Genomic DNA, 23,354 nt, shown 5'->3' with positions numbered 1-23,354 from the left:
ATTCACGGTTCAAGGACGGATAGAACGCATGAGCGCAAGCGTAGTTGATAGCTTTGCGATGATCCGATTCGCCCTCACCCCCAGCCACCGCTCCCACTAGCGCGAGAGTAGTGGCTGGGGGTGAGGGGCATCAGTCGGCGCAGCGGGTTTCGTCACCGGAACTCGGCCCTGAAGGGCCAGCTCCCTTTACAGCAACAAATGAGTGTACTGGGTTAGATGTTCTGCCCGCCACCCCGTATGCGGAGGGAGGGGGAACACACTGTGTATCACTCCAACTCAGCAATGCGCGCGCGCAAGCGGGCCAACGCAGCCTCAGCAGCCGCCAGTGCTTCGCGTTCACGTTGCACGACGTGAGCCGGCGCTTTGCTAACAAAGCTCTCGTTATTGAGACGAGAAGCACGCCGCTCGACATCGGCCTCGGCTTGGGCCAGCTCTTTTTGCAGACGGGTGCGTTCGGCGGCTAGATCGATCAGACCAGCCAGCGGAAGGAAACACTCCACCGCACCGATCACGATTGAGGCCGCCTGCCGCGGACGCTCGCCAAGCGTGGCAACAATCGTCAAATCGTCCATTGCCACGCGGGCCAACCGGCTGATCAGCGGCGCTTGCCCGCGCAAGAGATCGGCCCGCTCACCGGCCACCACTGTAGCCGCCACCCACTTCGCCGGCTCGACTTTGTACTCGCTGCGCACGTTGCGGATCGCGACGATCAGCTCTTGCACCAGTGCCCAATCGGCTTCGACCGCCTCATCACTCATACCTGCCACCGGCATCGGATACGGCGCGTAGCTGAGCGTGCGCAGGCCAAGCTCGGAGTACGCTGTATCGGGGCCGGGATCGGGGCGCTGGTAGGCCTCGGTCAAGTACTGCCACACCTCTTCGGTGACGAAGGGCATAAAGGGGTGGAGTAAGCGCAAGCTGCCATCGAGCACGGTGAAGAGCACGCGGCGGGTAAGCTGTGCTCGCTGCACATCGCCTTCGAGCTGCACCTTGGCAATCTCGACATACCAGTCGGCAAACTCGCCCCAGAGGAAATCGTGGATCTGGCGGCCCGCTTCGCCGAAGTTGTAGCCTTCCATCAACCGATCCACCTCTGCCACCAGATGAGCGTAGCGCGAGAGGATCCAACGGTCAGCGAGGGTGAAATCTGCAGCGTGCAGCTCCTCCGGCGTTACCTTCACGCTCTCGTTGCGCGGCAGATCACCGAGTTTGCCGATCACAAAGCGAGTGATATTCCAAATCTTATTGGCAAAATTGCGCGCCGCCTCGATCCGCTGCGGGTTGAGGTTGACATCTTGGCCGGGAGTGCCACTCGTCACCAACGTGTAGCGGAGCGCATCAGCGCCGTGTTGCTGGATCACCTCCAGCGGATTGACCACATTGCCGAACGACTTTGACATTTTGCGACCATGCTCGTCGCGCACTAACCCGTGCAGGTAGACGGTGTGGAAAGGTGGCTGACCAGTGAGGTAGCACCCCATCATCATCATACGCGCCACCCAGAAGAACAGGATATCGTACCCTGTCTCCATGACACTGGTAGGGTAGAAGCGGCGGTAGTCTTCGGTGTCGTCGGGCCAGCCGAGCGTGCTGAAGGGCCACAGACCGGAACTGAACCACGTATCGAGCACATCGGGGTCTTGCACGCCCTCAGCAGGCGGCGGCTCGTCGGGGCCGGGCACGACGATCGAGCCATCGGGCATATACCAGACCGGAATGCGATGCCCCCACCAAAGTTGGCGCGAGATGCACCAATCTTCGATGTTTTCCAGCCAGTGGAAATAGACCTTCTCGAACCGTTCGGGCACGATCTGCACCTTGCCATCGCGCACGGCGGCGATCGCCAGCTCGGCGAGCGGCTTGGTGCGAACAAACCACTGCTCGGAGAGGAGCGGCTCGATCACCTCGCCGCCGCGCTGGCTAATGCCGACATTCATCTTGTGCGGTTCGGTCTTGACCAGCAAGCCTTCGCGTTCGAGATCGGCCAGTATTGCCTTGCGACACTCGAAGCGATCTAACCCGGCATAGGGGCCGCCCGCCTCGTTGATGGTCGCATCGGGATTCATAATATTAATCATCGGCAAGTGGTGGCGCTTGCCGACTTCGTAGTCATTCTTGTCGTGGCCGGGGGTAATCTTGACCGCGCCGGAGCCAAACTCTGGATCGACATACTCGTCGGTGATAATCGGGATGGGGCGAGCCAGCGCCGGTAAGATCGCCTCTTTGCCGACCAGATGGGCATAACGCGCATCGCCGGGAGCGACGGCCACCGCTGTATCACCCAAAATTGTCTCCGGGCGCGTAGTAGCGACGGTAATAAACTCAGTCGCGCCGGCAGCCCACTGGCCTGACCCCCACGGCGCTGCGGGGCCGACCCATTCGGCAGTGCGGATCGGGTAGCGCACGTACCAGATCGAGACATTACGCTCTTCGTACTCGACTTCAAGATCGCTAACGGCGGTTTGCAGCTTGGGCGACCAATTGACGAGATAAGTGCCACGATAGATCAGGCCATCATCGTAGAGGCGCTTAAACGCAGTATGCACCGCGCGCGACAAACCGGGATCGAGGGTAAACCGCTCGCGCGACCAGTCGCACGACGCACCGAGCCGGCGCAACTGGCGCGTAATCTCGCCACCGTACTTCTCTTTCCATTCCCACGTGCGGCGCAAAAACTCTTCGCGACCCACCGCCTGTCGCGACGTTCCCTCGCGCTCGAGCAGCTTCTCAACCTGCGTCTGGGTAGCAATGCCGGCATGATCAGTACCGGGTACCCACAATGTCTGATACCCCTGCATACGGCGCCAGCGGATCAGCAAGTCTTCGATCGCGACAAACATCGCGTGGCCGAGATGCAACTCGCCGGTGACATTAGGCGGCGGGATCGAGATGACAAACGGAGGGCGGGGCGCGTCATCGCGCGGCGCAAACAGGCCGCTACGCTCCCACCAATCGTAGAGCCGCTGCTCGACAAGGCGGTGCTCGTAGGCTTTATCCATCTCTAGCGGGCGGGCGGCAGCCGGATCGGTCATAGATGCCTCAACAATTAGCGCTAGAATACCGTCACATTAGAAACTATTATACCAGTCTTTCCGGCACAGCGATGTCAGGCGCGGGAGGGATAAGATCGAGTACAATGCGAATCATGACAGCCGCGCACAGCCGCGCGCCAGACATCATCAACCATTGTGGCGAGGAATGTTATGACCCCGCTGATTCAATTGAACAATATCACCAAAATCTACGTCATGGGTGAAACCGAAGTGCATGCCTTGCGCGGAGTCTCGCTCACGATCAACCAAGGCGAGATGGTTGCGATCATGGGGCCATCGGGCAGCGGCAAAAGCACGCTGATGAACATAATCGGCTGTCTCGACCGGCCCACTTCAGGCGAATACCTGCTCGATGGCGTCAACGTCGGCGATCTGACCGACGACGAGTTAGCGATCATCCGCAACGAGAAGATTGGCTTCGTCTTCCAGCAATATATGCTGCTCCAGCGCACAACAGCGTTGCGCAACGTCGAGTTGCCGATGCTGTACGGGAAGGGCCGGCCCGATCGGCAAGAGCGGGCGCGGATGGCGTTAGAGGCTGTCGGGATGGGCGACCGGCTGCACCACCGGCCCAACGAGTTGTCGGGCGGGCAACAGCAGCGGGTAGCAATCGCCCGCGCCCTCGTCAACGAGCCGCGGATTATTATGGCCGACGAGCCGACCGGCGCGCTCGACAGCCGCACGGGGGCCGAGATTATGGGCATTTTTCAGCGACTGAATGCCGAGCAGGGCATCACTGTCATTTTGGTGACGCACGAACACGACGTCGCCCAACACGCCGAGCGGATCATCAGTGTGCGCGACGGCCAGATCGCCGACGACCAGCCGGTCAAGAACCGGACGATGGCGTGGCAGCGGGAAACGACCATTGCGTGACCGGACGGCAGATTTGTTATGATAACGCTGGGTGAGCCGCCGTCACGGAGACGCCTGTATGCACAACCGAACATTCCTGAGCCGTGTCCTGCTCGTAACCATCCTCGCCACGATCGCGCTCGCTGCGCCACCGGCCAGTGTAGCCGTGAGCGCCTCTGCCACGCCAACCCCCACGCTCACCATCACAACCAACGCTATCACACCACGTACCGCGCAAGATCTGGAGGAATCGCCGATCAGCGCACTGCTTGGTCGTTATGCGACGTGGCTGATGCTAGTCATGTGCAGTTCGATGCTGGCTTTAGTGGGAGCGACAGCCATTGTAGCCCGGATGCGCCGGATCGCCGGAGATGACGACGACTAGCCAAGCGATGTGATGATAGGGATTGCGGCAGTTTCACTGCCGCAAGTTCGCGTTATTGGGCGGGGGCCGCCGCCCATCTCATGGCGAGGGAGCGGCGCTCCCCAGTAGCGCTAGGTGGTGCCCGACCGCAGCAATCTCCCCTTCAGCGGAACGTATGCCGGAGCGGATCGCTCCCGCGTGAGCGGGGATTACTTCGCTGCGTCGCAATGACAATGGGAACATTGCCCCCTTAAGATAACCTTCACCACCCAACCGGGAAATTCTTCGCCCTTCCCCCTTGCGCTTTTGGACAAAATCAGTGCATACTATGTACAAAGAGTGATCTTGTCATCACTCCGCGCCAGCGCCGGCGCCCACTGACGCAAACCACAACACCACATCAAAGGAGTGTATTGCATGGAGGTGCTACTGCAACTACTGGTTGCGGGAGCGTGGATGGTTACGCTCGCCAATAGTCTTCGCCGGTTGTTACGCTTAGCTCGCGTCTCTCATCTCCAACGATGGGACAGCGATATCCGGGTACGCTCCGGTCTCAACCGGATCTGGTGGTGGCTGGGCCAAGAGGAATTCTGGAGCGCGGCGCGGTATGATGTTGCTCATGCCTTGCAGATCTCACTGCTCGTTTTTCTCTTCGTCTGGCGAATGGCAAGTTGACGCGAGGAAGCTAACGCAACCTGCGAATGCAATGGCGCGAAGCGGAGTGTGTTACGATATTGGCGCTGGCATGCTCGCCAATGGAAGCGCGTACCATTGGCAATCTTTCGCGCTTTGGCGTTATCATCCTCGAAGGAAAGCCGTGAATATTCGTTGGACGGCAGTAATTTCTGGTTTTATGGCCGATTTCGCGTTTACGATTCTGTTGCAGGTGGTCATCTTGGCCACCGGGCAAAGTGCGGTGTTCACCGCTCCATCGCTATCCAATCCAATCCATATACTTCTGATCTTGATCGGCGCTAGTTTGACTGGCGTAGGCGGGTTTGTCGCCGGGTGGCTGGCCGATAACTCCTATGCGATGCATGGCTTGCTGGTGGGAGTAGTCGGGATTCTCGTCGCAGCCCTCGCTAACGTTGGGATCACTGTACCGCCATTGTTGTTGCTAGGGCAAGTGATTGGCTGCACCTTTGGCGCCGTGGGAGGGATGTTAGCCGGACGGGTGCGGCACTCGCCACGGGTGGGTTAACTGCTCTTCGGCAATACGCTTAACCGCTCACTCGCCTGTTCCCAAATGTGGTGCGCAATCTGATTGATGCTATAGCCAGCCGGCAACCGCACCAACGGTTTATTGTAGCGTTCACAGAACTCTCGCACTGCGCCTAAGCCGTGGCTTGCCCATCGGATTGCCAAGAGCACCACCGACACTTCTGCGCGTGCAATGAATGGCTCAACAACGAGATGGCTACGATGCGGGCGCGTATCGCACCAGATCAACTCGCGCAGGTCAAAGGCTTCTTCGATTGTTTGCCGCACGAGTGGACGTTCATCGCCGCCGATTAAAACGACGCTCGTATTGCGCAGCAGATCGGCCACTTGCTCGACCAGCTTTTCGTCGCGGTCGCCGGGAGATAATGGTTCAGCATCTACTGGCGAGGTTGCTGCACGGGCTAATTCACGCGCAACCCATGCCAACTGCCGCGCTTCGGCGCTGGCAACATTCAGTTGATCACGGAACGGCCACAGCAACTGGCGCAGCATACGGTGGCTCGGCGGCACACCAAGATCGATTAGCGCGCTGATGGTTTGCAGCGCACGCGGCCATTGATCAGCCGCCCCACTATCCACTTGGCTTAGTTGGTAGCGCAGTTTGCCGAACAATTTACGCTCGTGGCGGCGACGATAGATCTCTCTCTCAAGCGTTTCCCGCCACGCTTGCACCCGTACCAGTCGTTCTTGCCACTGATTCGGGTCAGCCGTGTCTCCTCGCCGCATATAGCGCGGCAGATACACCTGCTCGGCTTCGGTTCGTTGCCGCAGCCACCGAAAGAAACGCTCTTGGGCTGGATCAGGCTTCTTGTGCAACCGCTGCACGGCGGCGGCAACCGCAGATTGGGCCTCAGCAGCAAGCAACAAACCTTCCGGTAAGTGCTTCTTGAGCGCGGCGTTATTCACCATCTCGCTCAAGGCATCGGCCACTAGCGCCGCCACTTCGCATGAACCGGCTAGTACTTCCCAATCATCCTGCTGAGATTGAGCCGATTGCTTGAGTTTAGCGTCGATCCATTGCGTGCAAGGTGATGATCCGAGCGGATTCTTGCCTAATGAGCCTAATGACTGTCGAATATGCATAACTTTGGCTTGAAAACAATCGCTCAATTCGGCAAGTTGGATCGCTCCGCCTTGATCGGACGGCGTACTCGGCAATGCAGAAACCGGTTGATCGGTTACATCAAGTTGGCCGGCGAAATGAGCGGCTAAAAGCTTTAGATCATCATCCGTTGCCGGCGGCAGCACCGGTACGTTCGCATCAGCCGTTGCCCTACCATCAGCGACATCTTCCGTTTGCAACTCAGACGATCCGCTGCGCTCGCCATTAACAATGATTTCTACCAGCGCATTGGTATCGGCATCATCACTATCGCCGGCAATGCTCAGCAACGCAGCGCCAAGCACACGCAGATGGTGGCGCAATTCGCCGTCGTTGCGCGCTTGACGCTGTAGCGCAGCGATAACTGCTTGAATTGCACCGGTGAGATCAGGTTGATGTTCTTCGGTAAGCATTGGTGAATTCAGAGAACAACAGCGATGCTAGGTGCATAGCGACGATGCTAAGATATTGCGGACATTGTAGCACAGCGCCGCGCACCTAGCCGCCGGCGAGATGGGAAACAGATGTCACAAACACTGGCGGCGGCGGGCAGAAGAGATGCAGCAGCCTGCCATCACGCGGATGCGGCAAGCTGAGTTCGGCAGCGTGAAGGAGCGAATGAGTTAGCTGCAGACCGGCAACCACCGTTGGCCCGCCATAGCGTTCATCGCCGAGGATTGGGCAGCCCAACGCTGCGAGGTGGAGGCGAATTTGATGAGTGCGCCCGGTCAAAGGAATGGCCCATACAAGGGCGGCTTGGGCGAATTGACGGCGCAGCATGAAGCGGGTATGCGCCAATTTGACGCGTTGGCCGTTAGGCAACACTCGCCCGATCTCTGACTGATCGTAGAGGCGCCAGCGCCCACCGGCAGCGCGGCCATGGCCGGTCACGAGTTCTGTCTCAACCGGCATATATCCAGTACAGACAGCTAAATATCGTTTCTGCACCTGCCCACGGTTGAACGCGGTATGGAGCGGCGCATTGGCGCGGGGATGCTTGCTGAGCACGAGAATCCCTGAGGTGCCGAAGTCGAGTTGGTGGGCAAGATGGAGATTTGGCGCTTGGCCATCGCGCGCGGCGAGCAACCGCGTCAAGACCGCCAACACACTACCCTGCGCATCCCATGGCGTATCACCGACGTAGCAGGCGGGCGGTTTGTTGATCACCAACAAATCATCGTCTTCGTAGATGATATGAGCAAACGTTACTGGCGCATCGCAGTAGCCACCAACCGGTGGCAGCCGCACTATCAGCGTCTCGCCGGTTACTGCGGGCGTGTCAGGCGTAACCCGACGCCGGCACAACCACAGACCACCCCGAGCAGCAGCTTGCCGGCCAGCGTCTCCCAAGCGTTCGGCGGCGATGTCGCCGAGCGGACGGCCAGTATCATTGCTAGTTAGTAAAAGCGAAACAGAGATGGGAGGCATGCGTTATTCCAAACGGTCTGGCAGCGCGACAACTGTTGCTGGTGGGCTGGCGGCCCGCGGCCCAATTCTTTTGGCGGGCCGGCGGGCTTACGCTAACCGATCGCTCGCTTCAACACCTGACCCAAGCGGCGCGCGCCTTCAACCATATCAGCTTCCGGCAACATCGAGAATGCTAACCGTAGCTCGTTACGCCCGCCGCCATTGGCATAAAACCGTTCACCGGGAACGTAGGAAACACCCGCCGCTTCGGCTTGGCACAGCAGTGCTGTGGTATCAATCGGTGCCGGCGCGCGCATCCAGACAAAAAAACCACCTAGCGGCGGACGCCATGTGACGCCAGCCGGCATCGAGCGGGCCAGCGCAGCCAAGAGCGAATTGCGGCGCACCTGTAGTGCAGCCCGCAAATGTAGCAGATGCGGCTCAAAATCGCCGGCTTGCAAGAGAGCCAATACCACGTGGGCCGTGAAATGGTTGACTCCGCCGCCACTGTCGAGCATACCCGCTTGGGTGCAGCGTTGAATCGCGGCTGCCGGCGCTTGCATCCAGCCTAACCGGAGACCGGGAGCCAACACTTTGGCAAAGCTGCCCAGCCGGATGAGCGGACCGCCGGGGGCGAAGCTCGCAATCGGCGGCGGCGGCGGCGCGTCGTACCATAACTCGGCGTATGCTTCATCTTCGATCACAGTCAATTCTAACGCCGTCGCCAAGCGGGCCAATTCAGCCCGCCGCTTAGCATGCAAGGTGACGCCGCTAGGATTGTTGTAGGTCGGAACCAGATAGAGAAAAGCGATCCGTTCGCCCCGGCTACGCAAGAGCTTGACGAGCGCCGTCACTGCGGTCACGTGCAACCCCTGCTGATCACCCGGTACCGTCACACAACGGAGACCGTGGTCACGAAAGATCCGCAAGGCCAGATGGTAGGTGGGCGCTTCGACTAGCACCACGTCACCCGGTTTGGTGAATTGCTTGCAGAGCATATCGAGCGCCTGTGAGGTGCCGCCGGTAATCATCAGCTCGGTTTCGGGCACAGCAAAGCGCTCGGCCAGCAGGGCCAGCAACCGGCCCGGCCCTTGAGCGTAGCCATAGGTCAACGCTGCCGGCGCATCGTTGGTCAAAGTCCACGTTGCGGCGCGCAACACTTCGGCGCGTGGCAACAGCTCAGCGGCAAGATGGCCCCAGCCGAATTCGATCATCCCCGGTCGTTGCACGAATTGAATATCTGGCAACATACGGTCTCTCGCGTCTCATGCCAGCGCCACCTTCCTAAGCAAGCTCTCACCGCGCAGGCATAACGCTAATGGTATCATACAGTTGAGCAGCAACTTGCTCCGAACCAAGGGCATCTATAGTTATAAAAGTTATGCATCGCCTACGAATCATTCTGCTGTTCCTGACCACGCTAGTAATTACTGGCTGCACATTCGTGCGCAGCGAACCCGAGCCAACGACCACCAGCTACAGCCGGCCCGCTGCGCCAGCTACCCGAATCCCATTGCCGGCTGAAACCCCTGCACCGGCTGGCGGCGCAACAAGCGGACTGAATCTTTCGCCGACGCCAGCGCCACCGGTAGCAACCATCGCGCCAACCCCGACGCTAGCCCCGCTCAGCCGGGATCAGCGCCTACAAATTTTCCAGCAAGTATGGGAGACGGTGCGCGACAATTATTTGTACGAAGATTATAACGGCCTCGATTGGCAGGCAGTACGCGCCGAACTGCAACCTAAGGTTGAGGCAGCAACAACACCCGAGGAATTTTACGCGATGATGCGCGATATGATCGCGCAGCTTGGCGACGACCATTCGCGATACGAATCACCGCAGGAAGTGGCGGCTCAGATCGCCGAAGCGCGTGGCCAATTGCAGTATGGCGGCATTGGTGTGAGTGTGCGCACAATTGATGAAGGCGGTTTGATCACGCGCGTCGTTGCCGGCGGGCCAGCCGATCAGGTCGGGTTGCGTCCGCGTGACCTAATTGTAGCGGTAAATGGCATTCCGTTTAATGACCCCAATGCGTTTGGCCCTGCCGGCGCGATTGGCGCGGTGCGCGGCATCCCCGGCACCACGGTGCGACTGACGATCAAGCGCGGCGACGAACCGCTGCGGGAGGTTGAGGTGATGCGGGCAGTGATCGATATCGCCATCTTCAATCGGGTAACTGCCGAGCGGTTGACCGGCGACATTGGCTTGCTCACCATTCCTAGTTTTTATGTCGATAACGCCGACGTGCAAGCCCGTGACGCACTCACCAACCTGCTGGCTGGCGCGCCGGTGCGCGGGATGATTATCGATGTGCGCGACAACAGCGGCGGTTATATTCACGTGATGCGCAACATTATCGCTCTCTTCCACGACGGCGGCAGCATCGGCGCATCGGTTGGGCGGCGCGATCGGGAAGAGCAGCGGATTCCGCGCGGACGCGCGATCCCCGGTCTCACCAACATCCCGGTGGTGGTGCTCGTCAGTAACGAGACGGCGAGCGCCGCTGAGATGTTCGCAGCCGGAATGCGAGTGTTGCGCCAAGCCACCATTGTCGGCGTACCGTCGGCGGGCAATACCGAAAATCTCTACGGGTACGATTTTAGCGATGGATCACGTTTGCTACTGGCCGAAGTCGCTTATCAACTACCCGATGGCACGCTGATCGAGGGCATCGGCATCATACCTGATGTGCTGATTGAAGCGGAATGGTGGCGTTTCCCGCCGGAAGAAGATCCCCAATTGCAAGCGGCGATCAATCTACTTAAGTAAAGCCACCCGGCGAGGTGAAGTTATCTATGAACGCGACGACCCTGCCACCATGTTAGCACCACCGAACCCACAACCGCCGCCAACATCAGCAAGATCGGCTCGACCGGCAGCCGATAACGAGTATTGCCGGCCACCGAGATCGCGTAGGGTACGGTAAACGCAACCAGCCACCAGAGGCAGAGCAGCAACGCTGCCCGGTAGCACCGATACGCGATCACTGCGCCAATCACAGCTAACAGCAACAGGGGGATCTGGATCGCGTAGCGTATGAGGTAAAAGTAGCCCGGCTCAGCAATGTTTTCGCTGGTGATCTGGAAGGTTGGCGAAATCAGCCACAGATAGCCGATCCGCTTGATGGTCAGCTCAAGGAAGCGATCGGGATGGGCAGCGATCCACTGCCACGCTTCCTGCTGCAACACGGCATAGCGCTCGGCTTCGTTAAGGGAAGCGAGATAGGCTGCTCGCTCAGGCGCGAGCGTATTCGGCATCGGTTCGCCAGCCATAGTGTAGAGAAAGCCGGTAGCATTGGGATTATTGCCCATCCAGAAATTGAGCCCAAACGAGGTTTTGAGCGGCACCAAGCGGTGAAACACCAGATAGTTGCGCACCGTCCACGGCGCGACAATGACCACTGCGACCAACGCAGCACCGGCAAGCAGCAACGTACTCCGTTGCCGGGCTGACGGTGTTTGCCGGAACCAATAGAGCAAGGTCGCCCCCGGCGCAGCCACCAGCAAGATCGGCTCAGCTAGCAGACCAACGCCCCACACCGCGCCGAGCAACGTCGCGCGTTTTCGGCCCGGATGGGCAAAAAACAGTACGATAGCATAAAAAACGAGCGCAGTAAAAAACGCTGTCAAGATAGCCGGCGAAATCTGCTTACAGAAATAGATCAAGGGCGGATAGAACGTTGTCGCCACCGCCGAGATAGCCCCAACCGCTGGCGCGAACACCCGGGCAGCAATCTTGCCGATCAAGTAAATGATAAGGGCTGAGAGGACTGCCTGCGCCAACTCAACGGCAAGAAACGGCAGGGGTATGCCGATCCATAACCAAAACGCCAGAAATAACGGGTAGAGCGGTGTATTGAGCGCCGTCGGCTGTTCGGGGCCAAGCCAGCCGCCGCCGGAAAACCCCTTGCCGGCAACCAGATTGTGGGCCACAATCCCGTATTCGGCGGTGATTGGCGCGCGATAGTCATTGAGCACCAAAACGGCTGCTACCCGGATCGCCAAACCGATCAGGGTAAGCAGCCACAAGAGGCGATCGAACCGGTTCATCAACAGCATTGAGCCAAAAGGGCGGCGTGTCGTAGGAGCATAGCGTTGTTATATCCTTATGACACGCCGCGCATCATCTGGATCCGTTCCCGGATCGTCATGACTTCATTACGCAAATGACTATCGGTATTAATTTCCTCAGCAATCTTCTCGCAACCATACATAACTGTGGTATGGTCACGCCCACCGAGCAGATTACCGATATCAACCAACGAACTCTCGGTCTCTTCGCGCAGCAAATACATCGCGACTTGACGCGGCACCACCACGTGGCGCGAGCGGTTGCGAGCGCGCAGTTGCTCAACTTCGATCCCGTAATGTTCGCTCACCACCTGCAAAATCGCCTCGGCGCTGACGCGGCGGCGGCGCTGATTGCCCAACAGATCGGCCAGCGCAGCCGTTGCCGTATCGATGGTAATCGGCAACCGGTTGAGTTCGGCGTAGGCCGCAACCCGGTTCAGGCTGCCTTCAAGTTCGCGGATATTGCTCTGAATCTTATGGGCTAAAAAATCGATCACTTCATCAGGCACATGCACGCTCATCTGCTCGGCCTTAGCGCGCAGAATCGCGGTGCGTGTTTCAAGATCGGGCGGCTGGACATCAACGATCAAACCCCACTCAAAGCGCGAACGCAGCCGCTCTTCGAGGGTCAGAATCGCTTTAGGTGGGCGATCAGAGCTAATCACAATATGCTTCGCTGCTGAATGGAGCGTATTAAAGGTATGGAAAAACTCTTCTTGGGTGGCGTCTTTGCCGGCAATAAATTGAATGTCGTCGATCAGCAGCACGTCGATATTCCGGTAGCGCATACGGAACTCTTCGGTCTGCTGGCGGCGAATGGCATTGATCAAGTCGTTGGTAAATTTCTCAGACGAAACGTACAGCACATTAATTTCGGGATCGCGATCGAGCACGCGATTGCCGATCGCGTGGAGCAAGTGGGTCTTACCCAAGCCAACGCCGCCATACAGGAAAAGCGGGTTATAAGCTTGGCCGGGGTTATCGGCCACAGCGAGACAAGCGGCGTGGGCCAAGCGGTTGCTCGAACCGACAATAAAGCTAGAGAACGTATATTTGGGATTAAGCATCCCTGAACGCATTGCGCTGGCCAAATCGAGTTGGACAGCGCGCTCGCTGGCGCCATTGCCGGGCATAAAGGCCGGCGCGGAAGATTCGACGATCATCGGTTCAGGTTCAGCAGCAAACCGCGACCCGTTAAACGAGGCAGGAAGCAATTCAGGGCGCAACGATGGGTTAGAAATCAGCACCTGCACTTGCACCGAGTAGCCAACGACCCGCGTCAGCACGTTGCGGAGCGGCATTAACAACCGGTTTTCCAGCCCTTCTTTCTGAGCCAGTGACGAGACCCCAATCCGCGCTACGCCGCTGTTAAGCGACAACAGGGTTGCCGATCGCAGGAGCGCATCGTAATCATGGCGCGAAACTTGCGATTGCAGGGCGTTCAATGTTGCTTTCCAGATTTGAGTTAGGTTCACACTGCGCCTCCTTGCGAGCCGCGCTTGACCATCACGCACATAATGAATCACCCGCGCCGAAACGCGGGATCGGCAATGCAGCAGTTAACATCTCAGGCTCAGTGCGCTCGTGGTGAGAGCGGGCAGCAAGTCTTCAGTTGACGTGGTGTGATCATACTCGATCTGCCCCCATATTTCAAGCAACATAATGCGGGAGATCTATAAATGTTCCTTATAGTAATGAGATGTGGTAGAGGCTTGTTTCTTGTGATCGTAGCGAGATAGAGACTGCGTTATGTTGAGATTAAATTGTGGATAATTGTGGATAAACCGGCAACCAATTTGCCGCACAGTTTCCATTTTAGCGCATCTTGGTGCGCTTGTCACTAATCGAGCAACAAGCGCGATCACCCTACTTTTCATGTGGATAACAAGTGGACAGGCGGGGAGAAGACCGTGGATAGAGTCATGGCGCAGCGATAACAGCCACTGCGCCATTATTCCGGGAGATCAACCGGCGGCAGATCGGCAAGGCTCGTTAAACCAAATTGTTGGAGAAACGCCGGCGTCGTGGCGTAGAGGATAGGCCGGCCCAGCGTTTCGAGGCGGCCAGCCTCACAGATCAGATCGCGCGCCAGCAACGCCCGTAGCGCCGCACTGCTATCAACGCCGCGAATGGCATCGATCTGGGCGCGCGTGATAGGTTGGCGATAGGCAATAATCGCGAGCGTCTCGAGCGCGGCATGTGACAAACGCTGGCCGTGTTGCACACCGAGCAAGCGGCGAATGGCCGGCGCCGCTTCCGGCGCGCTGACCAACAGCACCTGATCGCCGTGGCGCTGAAGGCGAATCCCGCGCTGCGCATAGCTTTGGCTCAATTCATCAATAGCTGCGGTCATTTGCGCGAGCGGCGCCTCTAACACACGCGCTAATTGCTCGATCGTCACCGGTTCGCCGGCAACGAAGAGCACCGCTTCGATCAGTTGCGCCAACGAGGGTGGCGCCGGATCGGGAAAGAGCGCCGGCTGGTCTGGTGAACCGGCATTGGTTAGAGGTGCGACGTGTTCAGACTCAGTCATAGGCTATGTTCGAGCATTAGGCGCTATTCCAGAAGATGATTGCTTATGGTATCATATCGGTTGCAAGTGCAAGCAGGAAAGGACGTTGTCAATGAGTGAACGCCGTCGTGGCATCTCCCGCCGGCAAGTAATTGCTGGTTTCTTTACCCTCTTGGGCTTTTTGATGTTGTTCAACTACGTACCGCTGGCACTGGCGGGCGATACCGTGGTGACCCGCATTGCATTGGCGGTGCCGCAACCGGTGATTGCCTTCCCCACTGCGTGGAGCTTAGCCTTTATCGGTTTGATCGCACTGATTGCCGGTGTGTTAGGCCTTAGCAATCGCGCCCAACGCTGGGCCAACGGTCTGCTATGGACAAGCGCGGTGCTCTTGTTCCCGGCCATTCTGATCTGGGCCGCAGCCGGGAAACAAACCAATGCGACCGTGATGCTCAGCGAATCATTACGCCTCGGCACACCGCTGGCGCTTGGGGCATTGGCCGGAATCTGGGCCGAACGATCGGGCGTGATCAATATCGCCATCGAGGGCATGATGCTGATGGGGGCAGCCTTTGGCTTCGCCATCTTCATTTTCACCGGCAATATCTGGGTTGGCGTCATTGGAGCAGTTGTTATCGGCGGCGTCATAGCCCTCTTGCATGGCGTACTCTCAATTTCATTCCGCACCGACCAAATTATTAGCGGTACGGTGGTCAATATCTTAGCGATAGGTGTGACCGGCTACCTCAGACGGCAGTATATCGTAGTTGAAGGTGGCGGACGGATCACGCTCCCGTCGCTTTCCGGCCTGCTCGCCAACGCCGGTTTTCCCGACCTTGCCCGCTCACTCGAATCAATTCCGGTGTTGGGAACGTTGATTTTCAGCGGCAAGCCGATCTTTTTCGCTATGCTGCTCCTTGTGATCCTGACCCACATCGTGCTCTTCATGACCCGTTGGGGCTTGCGCACGCGAGCCGTGGGCGAGAATCCTAAAGCCGCTGACACGGTTGGCATTGCGGTCAACCGGATGCGCTATTTCAATATCTTTATCAGCGGGTGCATTGCCGGGCTAGGTGGTGCATGGTTTTCGTTGGAAACGGTGGGCCAGTTTGACGACGGAATGACGGCTGGCAAGGGCTTTATCGCGCTGGCGGCGATGATCTTTGGCAAGTGGATGCCGTTTGGCGCCTTTGGCGGCGCAATGCTGTTTGGCTTTGCCGAGGCATTAGGTACGCGTTTCCAAATCTTACAGGTACAGGTCTTTGGCGGCCCGGTGCCAGTGCAATTTTTGCAGATTACCCCCTATGTGGTGACAATGATTGTGCTGGCCGGATTGATTGGCCGCGCTGTGGGGCCGGCGGCGGTAGGCAAACCGTATGAAAAACAATAACCGCGCAGCCGCAATAGCATGGGCAAGGCAGAGATGAATGCTCATCTCACCTTGCCGAACATGCCCAATTTAGGCCAGCCCCTCAGCTTCAAGCCATTCCTGCACATCGGCATCGGTAGGGCTAGCCTTGCCGCCGGGAATATACCGATACCGATCGCCATACCCTTCCATTACCTGATTGCGCAGCGCTTCCGCCTCGGCGCTTGGATCGGTGTCGGGCACCCGCAACACCTCACCGGAGTTCAGGTCGAGATAAAAGCTCACAGCCGGGTCGGTCTCGGCCAGCGCGGCACGAATTTGCTCACGATTGATGTTAGCGGCCACAGCATCCTCCAGTGGATTAACGACGGCATACGAACGACCGCCGAATCACGATGATGGTACACGAACCTGCCCGCTCTTGCAAGTTGACAGAGTGGTAACGTTTATCGTAGTGAGTCGTATAGTATCTGTGAGGAGCGCCTGTGAGCGATCCATCATCTGACGAGCTTGACCTCGTCAAGCGGGCTTGCACCGGTGATCAATCGGCATGCGCCACGATTGTCCAGCGCTATACCGGTATTTTATATAATCAGGCTTATCGCATGCTGGGCGATGCGTTCGAGGCGGAAGACGCGGTACAGGAAGTCTTCTTACGCGCATTCCGCCATCTGCCAAGCTACGATCCGTCGCGCCGGCTGGTTACGTGGCTGCTTACGATCGGATCGAACTACTGCATTGATCGCTTGCGCCGGCGACGATTCAACTGGTTAACGTTGGAAGATGTCGCCTTTTGGCTGCCAAGCACGCAGCCGGGGCCAGAACGAAGCGCCTTGCAGAGCGCGCAGCGTGAAGTGGTGCAACGAGCATTGCAACGACTGCCTGAGAGTTATCGCAGCGTGACTGTGCTCCGCTACTGGTACGATCTCTCGTATGACGAGATTGGCGCGATCTTGGGCTTAACCGAAGCAACCGTCAAGACCCGGCTGCACCGGGCGCGTAAAATGCTGCAAGAGGCGCTGGCCGCTGAGGAGGAGGTATGGAACACAGAAGGGATGGCGAGTTGACCGATGCTGAGCTGGCTGAGGTCGAAGCAGAGACGCGCGCGTTGCTGGCGCGGTGGGGTGAACCAACGATGGCATCGCCGCCAGCCGATCTATCGGCGCGCGTGGTACGGCACCTCTCCGCCGCTCCCGCGCATCGTGGCTGGCATTGGCGACCACTCTGGCTGGCTGCGCCGCTCGTACTGCTGGTACTGGGGTTCTGGGGATTGAGCATTGACAGCAACGGCCCTGCCTCGTTGTTCGGCGATCCAGCCACCGGTGCCGGGCGATATGTGTTGGGGCTAACCCTCGTTGCCAAGCCGCTCTGGCACTTGTGGCTGGCCGGCGCTGGGTGGTGGCTGCTCGGATTGTTCGTTCTCTTCGCCGCTGGCTGGCTCTGGTGGCGCCTGATTCTTGATGCACCGTTGGCTGAGGTTTGGCAGTGATACGACGAAGCTGGTTGTTTGCAGTTATGCTCTGGTTGGCAGTGCTCGCTACGCCAGCGCGCGCGTTTGCGCAAGAGCCAGCGGCGCTGGTCATCGCTGCCGGTGAGCGGTACCATGGCCACGTAGCCACTTTCGACCAACCAATTGTGATCCTCGGCGAGGTTGATGGCGATGTAACCAGTTGGGCCGGTTCGATCACGGTGCAAGGCATCGTGCGTGGTGATGTGGTGAGCTATACCGGTACGATCACGTTAGCTCCCGGCACCATTGTGGAAGGAAACGTCCTTTCGATCGCGGGGGGGGTGAACGTTGCAGCACGCGCCGGATTGCATGGCATCGTGATTGGGGTCGAACCGCTGGCCGGATCGACCGTAGCCACTGCGTTGATTGGCACGCTGAGCGGCCAAACAATTGTCCGCCGTTGGTTGCCGCCGGGAACTACCGGCCTGCTCGGCGCACTGATTTCGGCGCTGCTCTGCGTGGCGATTGCGCTCATCTGGCCGCGCCGCACCGCCGGGATTGGGCGAGCATTGCGCGCCGCGCCATTGCGCAGCGCCGTGGTTGGCCTGCTCTCAACGCTACTGGCGCTCTTGGCATTACCGCTTGTGGTGGGGATATTGACCCTCAGCCTCGCCGGACTGTTCCTGCTTCTGCCATTGATCATCCTGCTCCACGTACCGTATGCGATCGGTCTCACCGGCGTCACCCGCGCGATCGCGGCTACATGGCCACCCGGCTGGGCACTCAAGCCGCCGCTGGCTACCGCACTCGGCGCGCTCATTGTGCTCGCACCGCTGGTTGTGATAAGCATCGTTGCGCCGGTGCTCGCGTTGGCGTTAGGCTACGCTGTGGCGAGCTGGGGGTTGGGTGCGGCGTTGATTAGCCGTGGCGGTGCGTTACCGATCTGGCGCGACGAGTGGCCGGCAGTGAAGCGCATGGATTAGCATAGCCGCGAACAGACCCAGTAAGGTCTTAGCGATGGGTTATGGCAACGTCGCTACTATACGCTAGCCGCCAGCGCAACAACCAAGAGGCCAAGCACACAACTCAGCAATATCCCCAACACGATGAGTAGACTGGGGTACAGCAATACGGCCAGCGTGGCCTTGCCGCTATCAAGCCGATGCACCACGGCGGTGCCGCTAATCAGGATGATCAACCCCCACCCCCATGCGATCATCGAGATCGGAAAGCTCAACACCGGGATAAAGGTGAGTGCATCGAGCGCATGGGGAGCAACCGAGAGTGAGCCAACGGCGACCATAGCGCGAATGCCGCCTTGCCCGCCAAGTTGGCGGGCGGCGAGATGGGTTAACGTCACCGCTAGCAACATACCACTCAAGTAGGTGAGCGGCGTCGAGACAGCTTGGCCGAGCGCCTCTAAGATCAGCGGTATCGGGCGAGGTAACGTCGTCGGCAAATCTAAAATATCGCCAACCATCTGCGCCAGCTCGTCTTCACTCTCTAAGAGCAAGCGAATCACTTCACGTTGTTCGGGCGTTGTTGCAGCCGCTTGCTGCTGTTCGAGTGACTGACGATAACCGAAGCGAAAGGCTTCCACAACACGCGCTGGATCAGCAACGCTAATCAGAGCACTCGCGCTCTGAAAGACGCCCACCAGCAACCCCACCATTAGGATGAGTAAGAAGCCACGCCGTACCCCGTCAGGAGCATCACGCAGCTCGGTAAATACCCGCTGGTTTAAGGTCAATGCCCCATTAAACGTATCAATCACCGGCATATCAACTCCCTTGCGCGATGGCAACCAGCACTGCCAATGCGCCACAACCGATCAGCATCAACAACACAACTAACACCATCGGCCCGATCAGCGCAGCCCAGAAGGCACGCCACGCCGGTAAGTTATGCGCTGCGCGCAAGCCAAGATAGCAACCGATAAGTCCGAGTATCGTCGTGCCCGCAACCTGTGCAAACGGTACGATTTGCACTACTGCCAGCCAGTTCGCGCCGCTCGCTAGCGCCGTGCAGCCGAGCGTCTGGGCCAAGCTACCTTCACCACCTAACGATCGCGCCGCGAGATGCGCGATTACGCCGTAGATCAGCCATCCTAACAGATAGAGAAACGGCGTCAAGACCGCATCAATCAATCCGCCCCACCGAAGGAAAACAGCGAACTGGGTGAGTAGAGTAAAGATTGGGGTGAGATCAAACGCAGGGTTTCCGCGTTGCAGTTCGGTGATAAACGGAGTGCGCTCTAATTCACGCTGAACAATCGTAAAGATCGCTTGTGGATCTGGGCTAGATAAGACCGTCAGTAGGCTACCGATAAAGCTAGCTACACCAACCGCAATTCCCACGAGCAGCACAACGAGAAACCCATCACGTAAGGCAGCCGGATTATCGCGCTGGGAACGAAACGTATCGGTGTCGAGAAACAGACCGGCTGTACTTAGGCGGAACAGGTATGTTAGCGATTCCATTGCTCTCCCTATAGGTTATTCCAGTAGGTTGCATAGCGAGTGGTCATGATGAATATGCAGTCTGATTCGCGATAACTATTGCAGATGGCGCCTCCGCGACCCCAACGCCGGCGCGGCGCCCACGCTGTGGACGGCTTCGCGATCCGGTAAATCGGTATTCACCCTTCACCAAGCACACGCTAGGCACTGACGCACGACCGGCACCCGAGGTGGAGTGCGCTTCGCCTATTTACGTCCATACCCCGCTCCTTTACCGAGGCGGGTATTGATCGGAATACCGGCAGCGCAGAGTGGGCACTCCTCGGCGGGATAGCTCTCAAGTGGCAGTTCGGTGAGCGCCACGAGACACGGCGCGCCGAGATCGAGCGCCGTGATACCGCCGCGATTGCAGAGTGCGCCAACGCCGACCACAATCCCGCCGGCAGCCGTCACTGCCTCGACCACCAGCCGCGCTGAGCCGCCAGTGGTAAGCACATCTTCGACCACCAACACCCGTTTGCCGGCGATTAACGCATCGTAGCCGCGGCGAAACACCCGCCGCTTGCCGGTTTCAGCCTGTTCTTCTTCAGCGTAGACTGCCAACACCTCGCGCCCGCTCAGTTGCGACAGGTGGTGCGCCGTCCATTGGGCCATAATCACCCCACCCACAGTTGGCCCGGCCACCGTCTCGACGCCGGCATCAGCAAAATGACGAGCCAATGCCGCACCGACCATGCTAGCGGCAGCAGTGTGCGGATAGAGCGCGTCTTTATTCACATAGCTGCTGCCATGGCGGCCAGAGGTATAGACAATGTGATCGTTGGTGACAATCGCACCCAGCTGATGCAAAACAGTCAAGAGGTTGGTATCGCTCATAACGTTAGGTTATCCTGTTCAAGTTCAGCTACGATTCGGGCCGTCGCCGCCGACGGATCGCCGATCGCAGCCGGCGGGCTAGTAATTGGGCGGCCAATCACCAGATAATCAGCCCCAGCCCGCAGCGCGGCAGCGGGGGTCATCACCCGCCGTTGATCGCCTTCGCCAGCCCACAGCGGGCGAATGCCCGGCGTCACAATCCGCACATCGGGACAAGCGGCGCGGATCGCGCCCACTTCATGCGGCGAAGCAACCACACCATCGAGACCGCAATCGCACGCCATCCGCGCTAGATGCACCACATAATCGGCAACGTCCTGCCGCACCCGCAATTCACCGGTCAACGCCGCCGCATCAAGGCTGGTCAAAACAGTGACGCCAAGCAGCAAGGGGCGATACGGCATGCTCTGGGCGGCAGCGACCGCCGCGCGCAGCATAGCGCTACCGCCGGTGCAGTGTAAGGTCAGCATCCGCACCACCGGGCCGAGCGCGCAGACGGCGCGCACCGCGCCGGCCACCGTATTGGGAATATCGTGCAGCTTGAGATCGAGGAACACGCTACCCCCGACTGCTGCGATTGCCGCCGCCACCTGCGGCGCGCCTATCGCTGTGCAAATCTCTAACCCCAACTTGAACCCACCCACTTGCCCGCGCAACTGAGCAGCCAGCGCAACCGCGCGGTCGAGATCGGGCGTGTCGAGAGCAACCAGAATACGTTCGCGTGGAGATAACGGCATCGTCGTCATGATGCGTTCACGTATGGATCAAGAGATACACGGCAACCCCCACCACCGTCGCCGCCCAATAGAGCGCAAAGGCAATCCGCATAAACGGCTTGTAATTGGCGAAGCGCCAGCGCGCCGGCAGCCAGCCATTACCGACTAACACCACGTACACTCCAAAGAGCATGGCGACCGTGCCAATCACTTCATGGGCCGGCATCGCGACAAAGGCTGCCGCCGGCAAAGTGAGATTCTCATCAGGCGTGACGGCTAGCAGCGACGGGATCATCACCCCGAACACGAGCACCAGATTGGCCGCCGCCGCGCCAGTTTGCAGCCAGCGGTGCGCGGCATAGTAGCCTTTCACCGCTACATAAGCGCCAATGGTAAAGGTGATCGCAACAATGATACTGCCTACCAATGATATATCTTGGGCGAAGGTGGCTTTTGTGCCGAGAAACCCGCTCATCACCGCTCCTTGCCGGCAACTAGCAACGCGCGATTGATCCGGCGCGGCAGCAACGGCCCGCGATAGACCAAGCCGGTGTAGAGCTGGATCAAGCTCGCGCCGGCCTCGAACATACGCAGTGCATCATCAGGCGAATGGATACCGCCGACGCCGATAATCGGCAGTTTGCCGCCGGTGGCGCGCGCAATCAACTGTACCACCTGCCGGGCGCGTTGGGCGAGCGGTTGCCCGCTAAGGCCGCCGGTCTCGGCCACTAACTCTGGATCAATCCCCGCAAGACCACTGCGCCCAGTCGTGGTATTGGTAGCAATAATACCGGCGACAGCGTGATCGGCGCACACTGCCAACAACTCTTCGATGGCTGCATCGCTCAGATCCGGCGCAATTTTCACCAACAGCGGGCGCGACCCGCGCGGATCGGCACGGCCCAGTTCGGCATTATCGCGCTGCAACGCGGCCAAGAGCGCGTGCAAGTGAGCGGCGTCTTGCAATTGGCGCAGACCGGGAGTATTGGGCGAACTGACGTTAATCGCCACGTAGGCGGCATATGGGAAGAGCAGCCGGAACGAGGCGCGATAATCGTCGATCGCCTGATCGAGCGGCGTCACCTTTGACTTGCCGATCGAGACGCCGACCGGGATGGAAACCGGCGTCGTTGCCAGTCGTTGCGCCAAGGCCGCTGCGCCGGCATTATTAAACCCCATGCGATTAATCAGCGCCTCGCGAGCCGGCAAACGAAACAGGCGCGGGCGCGGATTGCCGGGTTGCGGGAGACGAGTAACAGTGCCCACCTCGACAAAACCAAAACCAAGTGCAGCCCATACCGGCAACGCCACGCCATCTTTGTCCATGCCAGCGGCTAGCCCAACCGGATTAGGAAAATGAATCCCGAAGACGGTGCGCGATAAGCGTTGATCACGGATCGCAGCAAGCAACTGAAGAGTGCGACACAATAGGCGTGAACGGCTCAGCAACACCAACAGATGCAAGGTACGTTCGTGAGCAGTCTCGGCATCGCCACCGCCAAGCCGGAACAAGATTGGACGCAGCAGGAAGCGGTATATCGTCAGATCAGAACGGTTCAACACCCACCTCAGACAACTCATCGGCAAAGCGCTCGATATCGCGCGTTGTGCGGAGCCGGTCGATCCGGCTGAGCAACCGTTTCCGGTCAGCGCTCCCCTCAATTACTGCCCGTTCCAAATATTGGGTGAGATACAGCTTGATCACCTCAAGCTGATCGGCAGTCAGCGGTTCACCCTGCATATAGCGTTCAACCGCGGCGGCCAGCCGCCCGGTCGTCTCTTCCATCCAGAACCGAGGCGGGCGAGCGACCGGAAACGGGTATGGATAATCAGGATTAGGCACAAACACCAACGGCCCAATCACTTCAGCGTTTTCGGGCAACGGATCGGTCGTCATAG

At 58.9% G+C, this 23,354-nt stretch carries 24 protein-coding genes; 9 read left to right on the top strand and 15 right to left on the bottom strand.

What is annotated here, in order from left to right; all coding sequences use genetic code 11:
• Positions 1–266: 266 nt before the first annotated feature.
• Entirely contained in the window at positions 267–3,032 is a 2,766-nt protein-coding gene (locus Q1A59_RS00890; RefSeq protein ID WP_298482542.1) for a valine--tRNA ligase, read from the bottom strand.
• Positions 3,033–3,203: 171 nt separating this feature from the next.
• Here Q1A59_RS00890 and Q1A59_RS00885 point away from each other — a divergent pair, with 171 nt between their 5' ends.
• The 4 genes from Q1A59_RS00885 (at position 3,204) to Q1A59_RS00870 (ending at position 5,473) form a co-directional block, all read left to right on the top strand.
• Positions 3,204–3,929 carry an ABC transporter ATP-binding protein gene (locus Q1A59_RS00885; RefSeq protein WP_298401938.1) on the top strand — a complete coding sequence of 242 codons (726 nt, stop codon included), beginning with the start codon at positions 3,204–3,206 and terminating at the stop codon, positions 3,927–3,929.
• 58 nt (positions 3,930–3,987) lie between these two features.
• Positions 3,988–4,293, top strand: coding sequence for a hypothetical protein (locus Q1A59_RS00880; RefSeq protein WP_298401940.1), 306 nt, complete (start codon positions 3,988–3,990; stop codon positions 4,291–4,293).
• Between the two features lie 396 nt (positions 4,294–4,689).
• Positions 4,690–4,947 carry a hypothetical protein gene (locus tag Q1A59_RS00875; RefSeq protein ID WP_298401942.1) on the top strand — a complete coding sequence of 86 codons (258 nt, stop codon included), beginning with the start codon at positions 4,690–4,692 and terminating at the stop codon, positions 4,945–4,947.
• Between the two features lie 142 nt (positions 4,948–5,089).
• Entirely contained in the window at positions 5,090–5,473 is a 384-nt protein-coding gene (locus Q1A59_RS00870; RefSeq protein WP_298401945.1) for a TIGR04086 family membrane protein, read from the top strand.
• Here Q1A59_RS00870 and Q1A59_RS00865 read toward each other — a convergent pair.
• The 3 genes from Q1A59_RS00865 to Q1A59_RS00855 form a co-directional block, all read right to left on the bottom strand.
• On the bottom strand, positions 5,470–7,008 hold the full coding sequence (locus Q1A59_RS00865; protein WP_299643425.1) for a hypothetical protein: 1,539 nt from the start codon (positions 7,006–7,008) through the stop codon (positions 5,470–5,472). The two genes, Q1A59_RS00870 and Q1A59_RS00865, sit on opposite strands and share 4 nt — an antisense overlap.
• Before the next feature lie 85 nt (positions 7,009–7,093).
• On the bottom strand, positions 7,094–8,023 hold the full coding sequence (locus Q1A59_RS00860; RefSeq protein WP_298401951.1) for an RluA family pseudouridine synthase: 930 nt from the start codon (positions 8,021–8,023) through the stop codon (positions 7,094–7,096).
• A gap of 92 nt (positions 8,024–8,115) precedes the next feature.
• Complete coding sequence (locus tag Q1A59_RS00855; RefSeq protein WP_298401953.1) at positions 8,116–9,252, bottom strand: PLP-dependent aminotransferase family protein; 1,137 nt, start codon at positions 9,250–9,252, stop codon at positions 8,116–8,118.
• 131 nt (positions 9,253–9,383) lie between these two features.
• On the opposite strand from Q1A59_RS00855, the gene Q1A59_RS00850 reads away from it, so the two are divergent.
• Complete coding sequence (locus Q1A59_RS00850; protein WP_298401955.1) at positions 9,384–10,772, top strand: S41 family peptidase; 1,389 nt, start codon at positions 9,384–9,386, stop codon at positions 10,770–10,772.
• Between the two features lie 20 nt (positions 10,773–10,792).
• Here Q1A59_RS00850 and Q1A59_RS00845 read toward each other — a convergent pair whose 3' ends face one another.
• The 3 genes from Q1A59_RS00845 to scpB form a co-directional block, all read right to left on the bottom strand.
• Positions 10,793–12,052, bottom strand: coding sequence for a glycosyltransferase family 39 protein (locus tag Q1A59_RS00845; protein ID WP_298401957.1), 1,260 nt, complete (start codon positions 12,050–12,052; stop codon positions 10,793–10,795).
• 56 nt (positions 12,053–12,108) lie between these two features.
• A complete protein-coding gene (dnaA, locus tag Q1A59_RS00840; RefSeq protein ID WP_298401959.1) occupies positions 12,109–13,548 on the bottom strand; it encodes a chromosomal replication initiator protein DnaA in 1,440 nt (479 codons plus the stop codon).
• A gap of 476 nt (positions 13,549–14,024) precedes the next feature.
• Complete coding sequence (scpB, locus tag Q1A59_RS00835) at positions 14,025–14,606, bottom strand: SMC-Scp complex subunit ScpB (RefSeq protein ID WP_298401962.1); 582 nt, start codon at positions 14,604–14,606, stop codon at positions 14,025–14,027.
• A 91-nt stretch (positions 14,607–14,697) separates the two neighbouring features.
• Between scpB and Q1A59_RS00830 the strand changes: the two genes are divergently transcribed.
• Positions 14,698–15,975, top strand: coding sequence for an ABC transporter permease (locus Q1A59_RS00830; RefSeq protein WP_298401965.1), 1,278 nt, complete (start codon positions 14,698–14,700; stop codon positions 15,973–15,975).
• Between the two features lie 69 nt (positions 15,976–16,044).
• Here Q1A59_RS00830 and Q1A59_RS00825 read toward each other — a convergent pair whose 3' ends face one another.
• Positions 16,045–16,299, bottom strand: coding sequence for a UPF0158 family protein (locus Q1A59_RS00825; RefSeq protein ID WP_298401968.1), 255 nt, complete (start codon positions 16,297–16,299; stop codon positions 16,045–16,047).
• Positions 16,300–16,439: 140 nt separating this feature from the next.
• Here Q1A59_RS00825 and Q1A59_RS00820 point away from each other — a divergent pair, with 140 nt between their 5' ends.
• Genes Q1A59_RS00820 through Q1A59_RS00810 form a run of 3 tightly spaced genes read left to right on the top strand, consistent with a single transcriptional unit; the run spans position 16,440 to position 18,387 of the window.
• Positions 16,440–17,021, top strand: a complete 582-nt coding sequence (locus tag Q1A59_RS00820) for an RNA polymerase sigma factor (protein ID WP_298401971.1) — start codon at positions 16,440–16,442, stop codon at positions 17,019–17,021.
• Positions 16,994–17,443 carry a hypothetical protein gene (locus Q1A59_RS00815; RefSeq protein WP_298401973.1) on the top strand — a complete coding sequence of 150 codons (450 nt, stop codon included), beginning with the start codon at positions 16,994–16,996 and terminating at the stop codon, positions 17,441–17,443. The genes Q1A59_RS00820 and Q1A59_RS00815 overlap by 28 nt, the downstream gene beginning before the upstream one ends.
• Entirely contained in the window at positions 17,440–18,387 is a 948-nt protein-coding gene (locus Q1A59_RS00810) for a polymer-forming cytoskeletal protein (protein ID WP_299643417.1), read from the top strand. The genes Q1A59_RS00815 and Q1A59_RS00810 overlap by 4 nt, the downstream gene beginning before the upstream one ends.
• 56 nt (positions 18,388–18,443) lie before the next feature.
• Here the strand turns inward: Q1A59_RS00810 and Q1A59_RS00805 are convergent, their stop codons facing one another.
• The 7 genes from Q1A59_RS00805 to Q1A59_RS00775 all read right to left on the bottom strand — a co-directional run bounded on the left by Q1A59_RS00805 (position 18,444) and on the right by Q1A59_RS00775 (position 23,352).
• On the bottom strand, positions 18,444–19,184 hold the full coding sequence (locus Q1A59_RS00805) for a Yip1 family protein (protein ID WP_299643414.1): 741 nt from the start codon (positions 19,182–19,184) through the stop codon (positions 18,444–18,446).
• A gap of 1 nt (position 19,185) precedes the next feature.
• A complete protein-coding gene (locus Q1A59_RS00800) occupies positions 19,186–19,884 on the bottom strand; it encodes a Yip1 family protein (RefSeq protein WP_298401982.1) in 699 nt (232 codons plus the stop codon).
• Positions 19,885–20,109: 225 nt separating this feature from the next.
• Positions 20,110–20,739 carry a phosphoribosyltransferase family protein gene (locus Q1A59_RS00795; RefSeq protein WP_299643411.1) on the bottom strand — a complete coding sequence of 210 codons (630 nt, stop codon included), beginning with the start codon at positions 20,737–20,739 and terminating at the stop codon, positions 20,110–20,112.
• Positions 20,736–21,476, bottom strand: a complete 741-nt coding sequence (pyrF, locus tag Q1A59_RS00790) for an orotidine-5'-phosphate decarboxylase (RefSeq protein ID WP_366144832.1) — start codon at positions 21,474–21,476, stop codon at positions 20,736–20,738. The genes Q1A59_RS00795 and pyrF overlap by 4 nt, the downstream gene beginning before the upstream one ends.
• Before the next feature lie 16 nt (positions 21,477–21,492).
• Entirely contained in the window at positions 21,493–21,930 is a 438-nt protein-coding gene (locus Q1A59_RS00785) for a hypothetical protein (RefSeq protein WP_298401991.1), read from the bottom strand.
• A complete protein-coding gene (locus Q1A59_RS00780) occupies positions 21,930–23,015 on the bottom strand; it encodes a quinone-dependent dihydroorotate dehydrogenase (RefSeq protein WP_299643407.1) in 1,086 nt (361 codons plus the stop codon). The genes Q1A59_RS00785 and Q1A59_RS00780 overlap by 1 nt, the downstream gene beginning before the upstream one ends.
• Positions 23,002–23,352 (bottom strand): hypothetical protein, encoded by a 351-nt coding sequence (locus Q1A59_RS00775; protein WP_298401997.1) that lies wholly within the window; start codon positions 23,350–23,352, stop codon positions 23,002–23,004. Before Q1A59_RS00775 ends, Q1A59_RS00780 begins: the two co-directional genes overlap by 14 nt.
• Positions 23,353–23,354 lie beyond the last annotated feature (2 nt).

This window comes from uncultured Chloroflexus sp., from assembly GCF_937951745.1.
In the GTDB taxonomy this organism is placed as follows: Bacteria; Chloroflexota; Chloroflexia; order Chloroflexales; family Chloroflexaceae; genus Chloroflexus.
The sequence above is the reverse complement of the archived record's forward strand: the minus strand, read 5'-3'. Positions and strand labels throughout refer to the sequence as shown.